We start from the raw sequence: 16137 nt of genomic DNA on the forward strand, positions 1-16137 counted from the left end.
GAGCTCGGGCGGGCCCGGGAGCAGTTGGCGGATGGTGGTGGCGCCGGGGGCGTACGCGGCGTCGGGGAGGGCGCCGAGGACGTCTGCATAAACGGAGCGCAGGACCTCGGCTTGGGCGGCCCAGGAGAAGCGGTGCTGGAGCTCGGGGTCGGTCGTGATGCGGCGGGAGATGCGGTCGCGGTCGGCCAGGACTTTGCCGACTGCTGCGACGAAGCCGTCGACATCGCCGGCTGGGTAGACCGCGCCTAGATCGAGCTCGGTGACCAGGTCGGCCTGGGCTGGGGTGTCGCTGGTGATGATGGGGAGGCCGGCCGCGATGTACTCGCAGAACTTGTTGGTGACGGCGATGTCGTGGTTGGGCGCGTGCAGCAGCGGGCTGACGCCGATGGTGGCGGAGCGGACGTAGAGCGGGACGAGTTCGGCGTCGACGAACGGCAGGACGTGGACACGGTCGCCGACACCCAATTCAGCAGCGCGGGTGCGCAGTTCGGTGGTGAAGGAGTTGAGCCGCGCGACGACCGCCAAATGCACACCAGGCAACTGCGGCAGCGCCTCGACAATCGTCCCGACACCGCGCGCCCGGTGCACACCACCGAGATACACCAGCAACGGCACATCCTCGGCCAGCTGCAACTGCTGACGCAGCCCTTGAACCTCAGCGTCCTCCGGCGGCTCGATCGGCGCATTCAGTACGACGTCAGGCCGCTCAGCCAGCTTGTGATCGCGCTGCAGCCACTCGGCCAGCGGCTCGGACACCGTGATGATGCGGTCGACATCTCCGAGGAACTCGCGCTCAAGATCGCTGTACGCCGCAACCCGGCGCGGCGGCACATTCGGCACCCCCGGGACGTACTCGTGCGCGTCGTAGATGATCTTCACGGTCCGCCCATCCAGGGCCGCCCGATGCGCAGCACGCGCAGCGATCCCCAGCATGTAGACGTCATGTACGTGGATGAGCTCCATCTGCATGCGGTCGAGCAGCGGGCCGAGCGTGAGCTCCTGATCGACCACCTCGGGCAGCACGCTCCGCCAGCGCCCGGACGGCAGGGTCCGATGGAGAGCAATCCGCCGCGCACGTCGTTTGCCGTTCCCCAACCCGGCCTTGCTACTGGCGCGCCGGACAAGGAACGCACGGGCGTCGAGGACAGCGCTGTGGAGTCGCAACGACCGCCAGCGCGCGGCCCGCCGTACCCGATCAAGAGGGGACCGCCGAGCCGCGCCCGAACGCTCGCTGTCGCGCTTGTCGCGACCACGGTCGCCACGCAACTCGCGGGTCGCGTACTGCCAGCGGCCCTTGGCCAACGTGTACTCGGCCTCGGTACTGAACCACGGCCTCAGGCTGGCCAACCGCTTGCGCCACCCCGTCAGCGTCGCCTTCGACGGGACCCGCGGCGCCACCACCTGCACCTTGCCGAGCGCGCGGGAACCCCGGTGGTGCCGCCCGGCGATCCCGACACAGGTGACGTCGAGATCCCAGTTCGCCACCGTCTGCGCGTACTTCAGCACGCGGGCGTCGATGACGATGTCGTTCCCGGCCATCATCACGACCTTGCGCCGTACCCACGGCGGCTTCCAATCAGCCGGTACGGCGTTCGCCCGCTCGACGAGCGCGGTCATCGCCTGGCCGGAGCGGCGACCGTCATGAACCTCCGCCACGAACGCCGGGCCGAGCGCAGCAATCGCGCGCCCGCGGTCCCGATCCGCGATGAGGTCCAGCAGGACCTGCTCCAGCGTGTCCGGTGTCGCGTCGACGATCGGCAGTTCGAGCCCGGTCGCATCGACCACCCGGCCGCGCACCGACTCGGACACGTACGACACGACGATCCGCCCGGCCGCCATCGCCTCGCAGGCGGCGACCCCGTAGTTGCCGATCCGGAACTGGTCGATCACGATGTCCGCATCGCCGTACACGGCCGGCATCTCCGACGGGTCGACACCCTGCACCCGGCGATACGTGATGAGGCCGCGGCGGTCCAGGTCCACCATGATCGGGTCGATCAGATCGGACCCCTTGATCGCTGCCTTGCTGGGCGCGTGGGCCACCACCGGCTTCTTGCGCTCCAGCACCGGCGCATCGCTACGCCAGGTATCGACATCGACCACGACCGGGCACCAGATTGCCTTGGGCACGTAGTCGAGCAGATCGGGTGTGGAGACGAAGACCGGACCCGGGTACGACGTGAACAGCTCGACCGTGCGAGTGGCCTTCCGCTCCATCACCTCGACGGTCGTGTCCTCCATATCGGGGAACGGCGACCAGCGCTCGGTCTCGACGTGCCGACTGGGGATGCGGACGTCGGTGCCGTGGGCAAGCAACCCGACCTGAACGCCCTTGCCCAGCAGATGCAGAAGGTCACCCGTGGAGTCCGGACCGTGCACCACGCCGAACATCGGCCGCCCTGCCTCGATCAGCACGTGCGTGTAGTTCTGTACGACGTAGTGGTAGAACTCCAGTTGCCACGGTCGATGCCGCCGGTACGTGGTCCACGACACCCTGTAGTCGACCGGGTAGTCCAGAACCCCGTTGGTAAAGGCGAACGCGGTCACCTTCGTCGTCGGCGACTGCCCCTCGAGCGCGCGGGCCCACTGCGTCGCCTGCCCGGCGAAGTTGACCGGCCCGATCAGCAGGCGTGCTTCGGCATCGAGCCGCGCCGGCATCCCCGCCCCCGGCGCCTCGTCTTCCGGTCTCTTGTCTGTATTCCCCACCACGGTGTCGTCTTCCGCCCCTCACAACGTCGCACAACCCGGCATCGGGGCGGATGCCAGGCCGGTTGGTGACTGTGTCTGCCTCCATACACGCTTCGCCGGCACGGAGTGGTTGCTTTTGGCCGAGAAGTGGTTCTCGGCACTCCGCAACCGCTAACCTCACCGAAAGAGTCGAGGATGTGAGGAGCCCGGAATGGCTGACAGCACCACGACGGACCACGGCAAGTTCGCGTTGCCGACCAAGAACCTGCCCGCCCCACAGGTCCGGGACCTGCCCGAACCACCGACCAAGACCTGGAAGGTGATCGGACCGGGGATGGTCGGGGCGGGAGTGGGGCTCGCTTCGGGAGAGTTCATCCTGTGGCCCTACATCTCCAGCCAGGTCGGGCTGGTGTTCCTCTGGGGCGCGCTGGTCGGAGTCGGGATCCAGTGGTTCCTGAACATGGAGATCGAGCGGTACACGCTGGCCACTGGTGAGACAGCGTTGACCGGCTTCAACAGGTTCGGCAAACACTGGGGCCTGTTCTTCGCGATCATGACCTACTTCGCGAACATGTGGCCCGGCTGGGCGACCAGCTCGGCCACGATGCTGACCTACCTGTTCGGCGGCGGCGACGCGGCCTGGATCGCGATCGGGATCCTGCTCGCGATCGGCCTGATCCTGACGTTCGCCCCGGTCGTCTACGTGATGCTCGAGCGGCTGATCTTCGTCAAGATCCTGGCCGTCGCACTCCTCGTCGTACTGGCGCTGATCTTCGCGATCCGCGCCAAGACGTACAGCGCCCTCGGCGACGCCGCCACGCACCCCGAGTTCCCGGTCGAGCAGCTCGGCTTCGCGCTGATGATGGGCGCGATCGCGTACGCCGGAGCAGGTGGCGGGCAGAATCTCGTCCAGAGCAACTGGATCCGGGACAAGGGCTTCGGCCAAGGTCTGCACGTCCCGCGCCTGACCTCACCGATCACCGGCGAACCCACGGCCGACCCGACCGCGAACGGCTACGTCTTCCCCCCGGACGACGTCAACATGGCCCGCTGGAAGCGCTGGTGGAAGTTCGCCAACATCGAGCAGGGCATGACCTTCGTCGCGATCACCGTGGCGACCATCGTCTTCACCTCGATGCTCGCGCACGCGACCCTGTTCGGCGACGACACCGTCAAGAACAACATCAGCTTCCTCAAGATCGAGGGCGTCACCCTGCAGACCCTGGTCGGCGGCTGGTTCGGCTACCTGTTCTGGGCGATCGGCGCGTTCTCCCTGTTCGCCGCCGCGGCCGGCATCGTCGACTACACCTCCCGCCTGACCGCCGACATGATCAAGGCCCGCTACCTGCGCACCTCCAAGATCACCGAGTCCAAGCTGTACTTCGGCCTCGTCTGGGGACTGGTTGCCTTCGGCATCATCGTCCTCCTGTCCGGCCTCACCCAGCCCCTGGTCCTGCTGGTCATCTCGGCCTGCACCGCCGGCACCATGATGTTCGTCTACTCCGGCCTGCTCTGGTACATGAACTCCCGAGCCCTCCCCAAGGCCATCCGCATCACCCCGGTCCGCACCGCCGTCCTGGCCTTCGCCTTCCTGGCCTTCGGCTTCCTAGCCGTCTTCACCATCATCGACCAACTCAAGAAGCTCTGACACCTGCGGCACGGCTCCAACGCCAACCACCACTGGTGCTGAGCGGGCTCGGTCTCCCCGAGCCCGCTCAGTCATGCAGAAGTCCCCGTACCTTGTCCGCGCGATGAGAGCCGTGCCGGACCAGGAGATCCAGAGCGAGTTCCCACTCGGCTTCGGCTTCGGTCCGGCGGTTCGCCGCCGCGAGCACCTGCCCGAGGAGTTCGCGGACGCGGGCTTCGGGCTGCCAGGTCCCCTGGATGATCTCGAGGGCCGCGCGCAGCTGGGATTCGGCGGCAGAAAGGTTGCCTCGGGCAAGCTCTACCTGGCCGAGGCCTTCCAGTGCTTCGGCGACCGCGTGGTCATAGCCGACGGCGAGGGCCGCCGTACGACACGTCTCGAAGTAGGCCGCGGCCTCCAGGAGGTGACCGCTGTCGCGGTAGGAGATGCCGACGTGCAGAAGGATGTAGTGCGCCGCTGGTGGGTCGACCTGCCGGACGACTTCGACGGCGCGCCCGAACTCCCGATCCTGCACGGCGGGCAGGCCTTGGCGACCGGCGATCGTGCCGAGGATCAAGCGGCCGGCGGCCTCGGTGCGCTCCGCCCCGATGCGCACAGCGCGTGCAACGCCGCTGCGGGCCGAGGCTGCGGCCTCGTCGAGGCGGCCGAGCTCCATCAGGAACTCGCCGAGGCGGATCTCCCCCCAGGCATGCTGGTCGGCGTACTCGATCGTCTTCGGCGCCTGCAGCGCAACCGTCATGTAGTCAATGGCCTGCTCGTACAGACCGGCCGAACCACACTGCTGAGCCAACGAGTACGGCACGAGTGCGGTCGCGAACGGGTCCGTCCCGACCGTGGACAGCGCGATGGTCGCGAGCGCGACGGCCTCGGAATGGCGACGGTGGATACCGAAGTACGGGATCAGGCCGAGCACGATCTTCGCGACCAGCGCCTGTTCGGCGGGCGATCCGTCGGCAGCTCGCCGGACAGCGGCCGCGATCTCATCGATCTCGGTGTCGAACCAGGCGAAGATCTCGTCCATCGACAGCCTGCCCGCAGCCGCGGTCCAGCCGGCGGCCCCCCAGTCCGTGGTCTGCTGCGTCTGGAAGCGCTCGCGGCTTCGCCAGGCCATCGCCAGGTAGAGCCGTAGTAGCCGCAGACGAGCAGCCTCGCGGGCCGCCGCGTCGGTACGGCGGGCGGTGGTTTCCTGGACGTAGTTGCGGATCAGGTCGTGCAGGCGATAGCGGTGTGGGCCGAGGGACTCGACGAGTTGCAGGTCGACCAGGCGTTCCAGGTGCTGCTCGGCTTCAGCCACTCCGAGGTCGAGCAGCGCAGCGGCGACCTGGACGTCGAGTTCGTCGCCCTCGTGCAGGCCGAGCAGCTTGAACGTGTCCACGGTGGCGGTGTCGTCGCCTTGCGCAGCAGCCAGCGAGAACTCGATGCTCGCCCGGACATCGCGGTCTCCGGTCGACAACTCGCCGAGCCGGTGCCGGCTGTCCGCCAGCCGATCGTTCAGGTCGGCGACGGTCCAGGACGGTTCGTCGGCGAGGCGGCCACCGGCGATGTGCAGCGCCAGCGGGAGAGCACCGCACGACCGCACGATCGACAACGCATTGACCGGATCGTTCGCGACCCGGTCGTCGCCGACCACCGTTCCCAGCATCCGTACGGCGTCCTCATCGGGGAGCACGTCGAGCATCAGGTGCGTCGCACCCGGCAGCGTAATCAGCGTCCGGCGACTGGTGATCAGCACCGCGCAGGTCGATGCCCCCGGCAACAATGGAGTCACCTGGGCCGCATCGGCCGCGTTGTCCAGCACCACCAGCACGCGGCGCCGGGCAAGGGCCGACCGATACCGCGCGGCCGCCTCGTGAACGTCGCCCGGATCGTCGGGAACCTGCAGCCCCAGACTGTCCATCAACCGACCCAGCGCCTCACCGACCGGCATCGGCTCACCAGGACCGAAGCCCCGTAGATTCAGATACAGCTGACCACCTGGATACCAATCAGCCACCCGATGCGCGACGTGAGTTGCCAGCGCAGTCTTCCCGATACCACCCATCCCGGCGATCACCGCGATCACCACAGCCCCGGGCTGCTCCGGCCCGGCGGTGAACATCTTCTCGAGCTGCGCCGCCTCCTGCTCGCGTCCATTGAAATCGGCGAGATCGTCCGGCAACCGACGCGGCGTACCGGCACGCGTTGCTGACCTGGAACCTGCAGTCAGCAGGTCGGCCTGCTCCGCATCGCTCAGCCCGAGTCCAGCACTCAGCAGCTTCACCGTGTCCGAACGGGGATGCCGACGACGGCCCGCCTCAAGAGACTTGATGGCCTCGACACTGACACCGGACTCCATCGCGAGCCGCTCCTGCGTCAGACCGGCCGCCTTGCGGAACCCCCGCAGCAGCGGGCCGAGCTCAGACATCGGGTCCCAGCAATCTGCGAACCTCATCTGCCTGCGGCGACCCATGCCGCACCAGGAGGTCCAGAGCGGATCGCCATTGGGCGTTGGCCTCGGCTGGGCGGGCGGCGGCCAGGAGGACGTGGCCGAGGCGTTCGCGGACGCGGGCTTCGGCTTGCCAGGTTCCTTGGACTACTTGGAGGGAGGCTCGGAGGTGTTGTTCGGCGAGGTCTAGGTGGCCGCGGGCCGACTCGACGCGGCCGAGGCCTTCGAGAGCCTCGGCGACCGCGAACTCGTCGCCGTCCTCGGTCGCCGCTGCGCGGGCCTCTTCCAGGTACGCCGAGGACTCGTCGAGCCGGCCGGCTTCGTAGTACGACAGGCCGGCGAGGCAGAGCAGCCAGTAGCGTTCGTGGGCTGTGCCCAGCCGACGGATCACCTCGACGGCACGGTCGAATTCGCGGTCCTGCGCGGCGGTTCGGCCTTGTCTGCCGGCGGCTAGGCCGAGGATCAGCCGGCCCTCGGCCTCGGCGACCTCATCGCCGCTGCGCAGCGCTACCTCGACCCCGCGTCCGGCCGAGGCGATCGCTTCGTCGAGCCGGCCGAGCTCCACGAGGTAGTGGCCGAGGAAGACCTCGGCTTCGATGTAGGCCCGGTCGTACGCGCGGATCTTGGGTGCGGCCAGCGCGGTGGTCATGTACTCGACCGCCCGCACATGCTGGCCGGCCGATCCACACTGTTGCGCGACCTCGAACGGCAGCAGGGCTGCGGCGAACGGCTCCTCGGCCGATTCCTTGACGCCAATCGCCAAGGTGCCCAGGAGCACCCCGTCGGAGTGCCGGCGCCGGACATAGCAGTACGGCAGCAGACCCAGGACGAGCCGGGCCAGCATCGCGCGCTGCTGCGGGCCTCCGGCGGCAGCACGCCGTACGGCGCTGATGACTTCCTCGATCTCCTCGTCGAACCACGCGAAGATCTCGTCAACGGTGAACTGCGCGGCCCCGGTCGTCCAGCTGGCGTCGTACCAGGCTTCGGACAGGTCGTCGCTGAATCGGGTCATCCGGGTCTGCCAGCCCATCGCGAGGCACAGCTGGAGGACTCGCAGTTGTGCGGCCTCGCGGGCTCGTTCGTCGGTCAGCGCGGCGGTCGTTTCCTTGACGTAGCTGCGGACCAAGTCGTGCATGCGGTAGCGGTGCGGGCCGACGGACTCGATCAGGTACAGGTCGACGAGGCGCTCCAGCCGAAGGCTCACGTCGTCGACGGGCAGGTCGAGCAGAGCCGCGGCGACGCGTACGTTGAGTTCGTCGCCCTCATGAAGCCCGAGGAGCTTGAACGCCTCGACGGCCTCGGTATCGCGGTCGGTCGCCGCGGCCAGGGAGAACTCGATACTTGCCCGTACGTCGCGATCCGTGGTCGAGAGTTCGTCCAGCCGGTTCCTGCTGGTCTCCAAACGGTGGACCAGGTCGGCGAGGCCCCAGGACGGCTCGTCGGCGAGCCGGGCCCCCGCAAGATGCAGAGCGAGCGGAAGACCACCGCACAACCGGACGATCGCCAGTGCGTTGACCGGGTCGGCCGCGATCCGGTCGTCGTCGACGATCCGGGTCAGCATCTCGATACCGTCCTGGTCCGGCAGGACGTCGAGCAGCACGTGCGCGACGCCGGGCAGGGCGGTCAGCGTCCGGCGGCTGGTGATCAGCACCGCGCAGGTCGATGCCCCCGGCAACAAAGGCGCGACCTGCGCCGCGTCGGCGGCGTTGTCGAGTACCACCAGGACCCGACGGCCGGCCAACGCCGACCGGTAGCGGGCGGCGGCCTCGTGGGAGTCGCCGGGATCATCCGGCCCCTGAACCCCGAGGCTGTCCATCAACCGGCCGAGCGCCTCCGTCACCGTCAGCGGCCGGCCGGGCCCGAATCCGCCCAGGTTCAGATACAGCTGGCCGTCCGGGTAGCGATCGGCGACCAGATGCGCCAGGTGGATGGCTAGGGCGGTCTTGCCGATACCGCCCATCCCGCCGATGGCGGACGTCACCACGACTCCGGGCCGCGGCTCCTGGGCGGTGAAGGTCTTCTCGAGTTCGGCGACCTGATCCTCGCGGCCCACGAAGGAGTAGACGTCATCCGGCAGCTCCCGCGGGATGGTCACCCGGGCCTTCGTCCGGGCGCCGGCCGCGAGTAACTGCGACCGCTGCGTCTCGGTCAAGCCGAGCCCGTCCGCGAGGAGTTTCAGCGTGCCCGATCGGGGGTGCCGGCGCCGACCGGATTCCAGGGTCTTGATGGCCTCGACGCTCACTCCGGCCACCGCCGCGAGCCGTTCCTGCGACAAACCGGCCGTCTTGCGGAACTTCCGCAGTACCGGGCCGAACTCAGACATGGGGGTCATACGGCTGGGCGGCGCCATTGACCGTGGTGAAGAGGGAGTAGACGGACGTGGTGGCGGTGATGAAGAGGCGGTTCCGCTTGGCGCCGCCGAAGGTCAGGTTGGAGACGGTCTCCGGGACCAGCAGCTTGCCCAGCAGGGTGCCGTCCGGGTGATAGACGTGCACGCCGTCCGCGGCCGACGCCCAGACCCGGCCGACGGTGTCGATCCGGATGCCGTCGAACGCGCCGTTCCCACACTCCGCGAAGACCTCGCCACCGCTGATCCGGTCGCCCTCGACGGTGAAGACGCGCATGTGCGCACGCTCGGTGTCGGTGATGTAGATCAGCGACTCGTCCGGCGAGAACGCGATCCCGTTCGGCCCATCGAAGTCGTCCGCGACCCGGGTCAGCCCACCGTCCGCCGACACGCGGTAGACATGGCAGCCCTCAGTCTCGATCTCACCTTTGTACCCCTCGTAGTCGCTGGAGATCCCGTACGACGGATCGGTGAACCAGATCGAACCGTCGCGCTTGACCACGACGTCGTTCGGGCTGTTGAACCGGTGTCCCTCGTAGTTGTCGGCGAGCACGCTGATCCGCCCGTTGTGCTCGGTCCGCGTCACCCGCCGGTTGCCGTGCTCACAGCTGACAAGCCGGCCCTGCTGGTCGAGGGTGTGACCGTTCGTGTTCCCGGCCGGTGCCCGGAAGGCCGAAACCTGGTACGACGTCTCGTCCCAGCGCAGGATCCGGTCGTTCGGGATATCGCTCCAGAGCAGGTAGCGCCCCGCCGGGGAGTACACCGGGCCCTCGACCCACCGCCCGCCGGTCCACAGCCGCTCCAGGTGCTGGTCGCCCCGGATCCCGTCGAACCGGTCGTCGAACTTCTCCCACTCCGCCGGAACGGTCCCTGCCAACGGTTCGAGGATGGTCATCCGCACACACTCCCAGATCGAGGCTCCGTCGGAAGCCTAGGGCGGACCGCCACCACTGACCAACCTCCGCGCGACACGCCCGCCCACGCTCAGCGCAGCGGCGACTCGGGCCGCTGAACGGGGTTGGTCAGTGGCGCAGGTCCGCCGACTGTGACCAACAACCTCCCCCAGGCCCAGAGTTTGGACTCTAGAGTGGCTCCCAGGCTTGAAGGGAGTCACGCTGTGTCGAACAAGCAGATCACCAAGGTGCTGGTCGCCAACCGGGGCGAGATCGCGGTCCGGGTCGTCCGGGCGGCGGCCGACGCCGGCCTGGGCAGCGTCGCCGTGTACGCCGACCAGGACCGGGACGCGCTGTTCGTCCGGCTGGCCGACGAGGCGTACGCGCTGGACGGGTCGACCCCGGCCGACTCCTACCTGAACATCACCAAGATCCTGGACCTCGCGGCCCGCTCCGGCGCGGACGCGGTGCACCCGGGGTACGGCTTCCTGGCCGAGAACGCCGAGTTCGCCCAGGCCGTGATCGACGCCGGGCTGATCTGGATCGGCCCGCCGCCGGCCGCGATCGACTCCCTCGGCGACAAGGTGAAGGCCCGGCACATCGCCGAGAAGGTCGGCGCCCCGCAGGTCCCCGGTACGCCGAACCCGGTGGCCGGCGCCGACGAGGTGGTCGCGTTCGCCCAGGAGTTCGGCCTGCCGATCGCGATCAAAGCGGCGTACGGCGGTGGCGGCCGGGGGATGAAGGTCGCCCGCACCCTGGAGGAGGTCCCGGAGCTGTTCGAGTCCGCGACCCGCGAGGCGGTCAGCGCGTTCGGCCGCGGTGAGTGCTTCGTCGAGCGCTACCTGGACAAGCCGCGGCACGTCGAGACCCAGTGCCTGGCCGATGCCCACGGCAACGTTGTGGTCGTCTCCACCCGGGACTGCTCGCTGCAGCGCCGGTACCAGAAGCTGGTCGAGGAGGCGCCCGCGCCGTTCCTCACCCCGTCGCAACTCGAGACGCTCTATACGTCATCCAAGGCGATCCTGCGCGAGGCCGGGTACGTCGGCGCCGGGACCTGCGAGTTCCTGGTCGGCCAGGACGGGCTGATCTCGTTCCTCGAGGTCAACACCCGGCTGCAGGTCGAGCACCCGGTCTCCGAGGAGGTCACCGGACTGGACCTGGTCCGCGAGATGTTCCGGATCGCCAACGGTGAAGAGCTCGGGTACGACGACCCGGTGGTGACCGGCCACTCGATCGAGTTCCGGATCAACGCCGAGGACGGCGGCCGCGGCTTCCTGCCCGCACCCGGCACCCTGACCCGCTGGAAGCCCCCGAGCGGTCCGGGCGTCCGGATCGACGGCGGGTACGACGAGGGTGAGACCGTGCCCGGCGCGTTCGACTCGCTGGTCGCCAAGCTGATCGTGACCGGTCACGACCGCACTCAGGCGCTCGAGCGGTCCCGGCGGGCACTGCGTGAGTTCGTCGTCGAGGGCATGCCGACCGTGATCCCGTTCCACGCGACGGTCGTGTCGGACCCGGCGTTCGTCGGCGAGGATGGGTTCACCGTGCACACCCGGTGGATCGAGACCGAGTTCGACAACCAGCTCACGCCGTACGACGGCCCGACCGCGGAGGCGCCTTCGGATGCCGAGCGGGAGAAGGTCGTCGTCGAGGTCGGCGGTAAGCGGCTCGAGGTCGCACTGCCGGCCGGGTTCGGGGTGTCGGTCGGCGGCGGCGCTGCGGCAGGCGCCTCGAAGAAGAAGCCGGCTCGCCGGAGTGGCGGTTCGGGCAAGGCAGCCGCCTCTGGTGACTCGCTGACTTCCCCGATGCAGGGCACGATCGTGAAGCTGGCCGTCGAGGAAGGCGCCACCGTCGCCGAGGGCGACCTGATCGTGGTCCTCGAGGCAATGAAGATGGAGCAGCCGCTGAACGCGCACAAGGCCGGCACCGTGACCGGCCTGTCCGCAGAGGTCGGCGCCACCGTCTCGGCCGGCGCCGTCCTCTGCGAGATCAAGGACTAGTAGGCCAGAGATCCCTTGACGAAGTAGCCACCCTTGCCGGTCGCCGGCGAGAGCAGGACGATGAAGCATTCGCCCTTCTCGACGCCGGTGGCCAGCGTGTGGCTCGGCTTCGCCTTGGTGAAGGTCTGGACGTCGCCCAGATCCGCACCCTCACACCGCTCCACGAAGACCTTGGTGCTCTTCTCCAGCGTGGTCAGCTTCAGCTTGATGTCCCCACCGGTGGCGACATACGTACCCCCGGTCGACCAGCCGTTGCTGTCGACCGTCACCAGGTGCTGATACGGCTGCGTCGTCTGTGCTTGCACCGGCGCCGCCTGCGCCGCCACCGGAACCCCAGCCAACGCCACCACACCCAGAGCCGTCCCCAGCATCCGAACCTTCATGTCGTTCTCCCTCAGATCGATGTGCATACCGAGTATCTAGATACCCAGTATGCCCACCAGAGGGTCACTACTTGGTGACAGGGGCCGAGTAGGCGTACCAAACCGTCGCCGACGACGCGACGTACGCGCGATACGCCCGGCTGCGGTTGGTGGTGATCGTGTAGACGGCGGCGCCGGTGGAGTTCGGCACCACGTAGCCGAGGTCCTTCCAGGTCGAGGAACCCGGATCCTTGGACTGGAAGAGCACGCGCCCGTGGTGCCGCACGAAGCCCTTGGTCTTGGCGCTGTAGTACGTCGGCCGCGCGCTCAACGTGGTCTTCGTCCCCACCCGACCCGCGGTCAGCTTCACCGCCGCGCCGTACTTCGTGATCGAGGTCGCCGACCGCAACTCGGCAACCTTCCGCCCGTTCGCATCCTTGCCGTAGCCCTGCGGAATCCAGTGCATGGTGTGACCGGGATAGGAGAGGTCGACCACAAACCCGCACGGCGGGTTCCCCCAGGTGCAGTGCACGGTATAGCTCGAACCGTCGATGCCCTCTGCCCGTCCCATCCAGGTGGCATCGACCATGGTCTTCGGGCAAGCGGCTCCGTAGCCGAAGTCGACCATCGTGTCCGGCGCAGTGATCGTCAACTTGGCCGGCACCCCGAACCGGCACACCGGCGCCGTCGCGGCAGGCGCAGCTTGCGCCGTCCCCGGCACCCCCACCAGCCCAGCCGCAACAATCCCGACCGCCGGCACCAATCCCCAACCCCGCATGAACCCTCCCCAGCTCGAACGAATCGCCGCAGCATACCGGTCTACACCTCAACCGCAACCGCCGAACGCGGACGCCCAGGCCATCACAATCGCTCGCATCACCACCAGTCACGCGTGGATCCGCCGCGGAACCGCAGTTGTGATGGCGTGGCGGTCCGCACCACCCACCACCGCTTATAGTCACCGGGTTCACGTGAGGATGAGGAGTGCGTATGTGGCGGGCGCGGGCTCGGTATTGGTTCGACAGCACGATGTCCCGGGGGACGCCGGCGTTGGTGGGGTGGCTGGGGCTGGCGTCGACGTTGCTGGTGCTGATCGTTTCGGTGCTGGTGATCTGGCTGGTACCGGATGACGTGCAGCAGCACGGCGGGTGGCCGGATGTCTTCTGGTTGACGTTGATGCGGGCGATCGATGCCGGGACGGTGAGCGGGGACTCCGGGAGTCCGGTGTTCATGTTCCTGATGCTGGCGATCACGGTCGGCGGGATCTTCGTGGTGAGTGCGTTCATCGGCGTGCTCACCGCCGGTCTGGAAGGCAAGATCGCCGACCTGCGGAAGGGCCGGTCGAAGGTCGTCGAGCGCGGGCACACCGTCGTACTGGGGTGGTCCGAGCAGGTGTTCACGGTGGTGACCGAGCTGGTGCAGGCCAACCACAGCAAGCGGCGTTCGTGTATCGCGATCCTGGCCGACAAGGACAAGGTCGAGATGGAGGACGCACTCCGCGCCCGCGTCGGCGACCTCGGGCGGACGGTCGTCGTCTGCCGGACCGGGAACCCGTTGCGGCCGGCCGATCTGGACCTGGTCAACCTGGCCGAGGCGCGGTCGGTGATGGTGCTGCCGCCGCCGGCCGGGGACGCCGACATCCAGGTGATCAAGATCCTGCTCGCTCTGGGCAATCGGACCGCTGGTGGTCCGCAGGTTGTGGCCGCGGTCAACGATTCCGACAACCTCGCCGCGGCGCAGCTTGCCGGTGGTCCGCGGACCCAGCTGGTCGGCGCCGACGACCTCGCGGTCCGACTGATCGTCCAGGCGCACCGGCAGTCGGGGCTGTCTGCGGTGTGCACCGATCTGCTCGCGTTCGCGGGGACCGAGTTCTACCTGCGATCCGATCCCACCACTGCCAACCAACCGTTTGGTGACATCGCGCGGAGCTTCAACCGCGGTGTCCTGGTCGGTCTCCGGACCGCCACCGGCCGGGTCGACCTCAACCCGGTCGAGGCTCGGATCATCGATGCGACCGACGAGCTGATCCTGCTCGCGGACGACGACAGCCTGATCCACCGGGCACCCACGCCACTCCCGGTCGTCGCCGAAGCGATCGCTCCGGAAGTTCGCCGTACGGCGGATCCTGCGCGCACGCTGATGATCGGCTGGAACAAGCGCGCCCCGAAGATCGTCGCGCTGCTCGACGAGTTCGCCGCCCCGGGATCACACCTGCAGGTGGCCGGCCCGGACGAGGTCCTGCTCGGCGAATACGACCACCTCACGGTTGGTACGACGTACTGCGACCCGACGAACCGGGCGCAGCTGGAAGGGCTCGACGTGGGCAGCTATCAGCATGTGATCGTGCTGTCGGCGGATGCACGTGGTGAGCAGGAGGCCGACGCGCGGACCCTGCTGACGCTGCTGCACCTGCGGGACCTCGGGCAGCGGCTCGGCGATCCGTACTCGATCGTCAGCGAGATCAACGACGAGGCGAACCGCGAGATCGCGCAGGTCACGCGGGCCGACGACTTCGTGGTCAGCGAGAAGCTGATCAGTCTGCTGCTCACCCAGCTGACCGAGAACCGGCACGTGGCCGGGGTGTTCGCCGAGCTGCTCAGCCCGGACGGGGCCGAGATCTACCTGAACCCGGCGACCGACTACCTGCTGCCCGGGCAGACGGCCGATTTCGCGACGTTGGCCGAGGCTGCGCGACGCCGTGGGGAGACCGCGATCGGGTACCGGCTGCACGAGCAGTTCCACCGGGCGCCGGCGTACGGGGTGGTGCTGAACCCGGCTCCGAACGCGCCCTTGACGCTCGGTCCGGCCGACCGGGTCGTCGTACTGGCTGATCACAGTTCAGGTGGTTTAACAGACAGTTCTCAGGTTGACGCTGTAAGTTCCCTCCAGACATCTCGGTGAGGGAGGGTTTGCATGTCCAAGAGGACCCACGAGCAGCAGCTCGCGGCGCGGAAGGCCAAACGGCAGGCCGAGCGGCAGGCTGAGCAGGCCAGGCAGCGGCGGAATCTGGCCGTCACGGTCACGGCTGTGGTGGCCGTCGTCGCAGTCCTGGTCGGAGTCTTCGTGATCTTCGGTCCGAAGGGCAGCGACACCCCGGCGGCCTCGGACACGCCGTCGGCGCCGGCCGACGCCGGACCGGACGGCAAGCCGAAGAGCATCCCGACCGCACTGGCCGCGCCGCTGAAGCGGCCGGCGCCGCTGCCGGCCGAGGTCGACTGCAGCTACAAGAAGGGCGCCGAGCCGGCCAGCAAGAAGGTCGACCCGCCGGCCGACGGCAAGGTCAAGTCGTCCGGTACGTCGAAGGTCAGCCTGAACACGTCCATCGGCGACCTCCAGGTCACCCTGGACAGCGCCCTGGCCCCCTGCACGGTGAAGAGCTTCCTGAACCTGGTCGGCCAGAAGTACTTCGACAACACCTCCTGCCACCGGCTCACCGTCGGTGAGGGCCTCCAAGTCCTCCAGTGCGGCGACCCGAGCGGCAGCGGCAGCGGCGGTCCCGGCTACAGCTTCGCCGACGAGGTCTACCCGACCCTGAAGTACGGTCGCGGCATCCTCGCCATGGCCAACTCCGGCCCGAACACCAACGGCAGCCAGTTCTTCGTCGTGTACGGCGACGCCTCCGGTCTCGGCCCGCAGTACACCGCCTTCGGCACCCTCGACGAGCCCAGCCTCAAACTCATCGACAAGGTCGCCCAAGCCGGCGTCAAGCCCCAGAACGGCCCCACCGACGGAGCCCCCATCACCCCCGTCAAGATCAACACCGCAACCGCCGCAGCC

10 protein-coding genes are annotated in these 16137 nt (G+C 68.4%); 4 read left to right on the top strand and 6 right to left on the bottom strand.

Features of this window, described 5'->3' with window-relative positions:
* Positions 1-2658 (bottom strand): glycosyltransferase (locus E1261_RS34085; RefSeq protein ID WP_132413817.1); only part of this gene is annotated, 2658 nt, incomplete at its 3' end.
* A 241-nt stretch (positions 2659-2899) separates the two neighbouring features.
* On the opposite strand from E1261_RS34085, the gene E1261_RS34090 reads away from it, so the two are divergent.
* A complete protein-coding gene (locus E1261_RS34090; protein WP_132413818.1) occupies positions 2900-4336 on the top strand; it encodes an Nramp family divalent metal transporter in 1437 nt (478 codons plus the stop codon).
* A 67-nt stretch (positions 4337-4403) separates the two neighbouring features.
* On the opposite strand, the gene E1261_RS34095 is transcribed toward E1261_RS34090, so the two are convergent.
* From E1261_RS34095 to E1261_RS34105, 3 genes are read right to left on the bottom strand one after another with little or no spacing between them, the layout of a single operon-like run.
* Complete coding sequence (locus E1261_RS34095) at positions 4404-6737, bottom strand: XRE family transcriptional regulator (RefSeq protein WP_165952746.1); 2334 nt, start codon at positions 6735-6737, stop codon at positions 4404-4406.
* Positions 6730-9081: an XRE family transcriptional regulator gene (locus E1261_RS34100; protein WP_165952747.1), complete on the bottom strand. Its 2352-nt coding sequence runs from the start codon at positions 9079-9081 to the stop codon at positions 6730-6732. Before E1261_RS34100 ends, E1261_RS34095 begins: the two co-directional genes overlap by 8 nt.
* Positions 9074-10000: an SMP-30/gluconolactonase/LRE family protein gene (locus E1261_RS34105; protein ID WP_202875271.1), complete on the bottom strand. Its 927-nt coding sequence runs from the start codon at positions 9998-10000 to the stop codon at positions 9074-9076. Before E1261_RS34105 ends, E1261_RS34100 begins: the two co-directional genes overlap by 8 nt.
* 222 nt (positions 10001-10222) lie before the next feature.
* Between E1261_RS34105 and E1261_RS34110 the strand changes: the two genes are divergently transcribed.
* Positions 10223-11998, top strand: a complete 1776-nt coding sequence (locus tag E1261_RS34110; RefSeq protein WP_238176595.1) for an acetyl/propionyl/methylcrotonyl-CoA carboxylase subunit alpha — start codon at positions 10223-10225, stop codon at positions 11996-11998.
* Here the strand turns inward: E1261_RS34110 and E1261_RS34115 are convergent.
* The gene (locus E1261_RS34115) at positions 11995-12381 is read right to left on the bottom strand and encodes a hypothetical protein (RefSeq protein WP_132413821.1); all 387 of its coding nucleotides are present in this window, start codon (positions 12379-12381) and stop codon (positions 11995-11997) included. The two genes, E1261_RS34110 and E1261_RS34115, sit on opposite strands and share 4 nt — an antisense overlap.
* Positions 12382-12448: 67 nt before the next feature.
* The gene (locus tag E1261_RS34120) at positions 12449-13138 is read right to left on the bottom strand and encodes a hypothetical protein (RefSeq protein WP_132413822.1); all 690 of its coding nucleotides are present in this window, start codon (positions 13136-13138) and stop codon (positions 12449-12451) included.
* A 212-nt stretch (positions 13139-13350) separates the two neighbouring features.
* On the opposite strand from E1261_RS34120, the gene E1261_RS34125 reads away from it, so the two are divergent.
* Both E1261_RS34125 and E1261_RS34130 read left to right on the top strand, forming a co-directional pair.
* A complete protein-coding gene (locus E1261_RS34125) occupies positions 13351-15261 on the top strand; it encodes a CASTOR/POLLUX-related putative ion channel (protein WP_132413823.1) in 1911 nt (636 codons plus the stop codon).
* A gap of 12 nt (positions 15262-15273) precedes the next feature.
* Positions 15274-16137 (top strand): peptidylprolyl isomerase (locus E1261_RS34130; RefSeq protein ID WP_132413824.1); only part of this gene is annotated, 864 nt, incomplete at its 3' end.

The organism is Kribbella albertanoniae, from assembly GCF_004348455.1.
Taxonomy (GTDB): domain Bacteria; phylum Actinomycetota; class Actinomycetes; order Propionibacteriales; family Kribbellaceae; genus Kribbella; species Kribbella albertanoniae.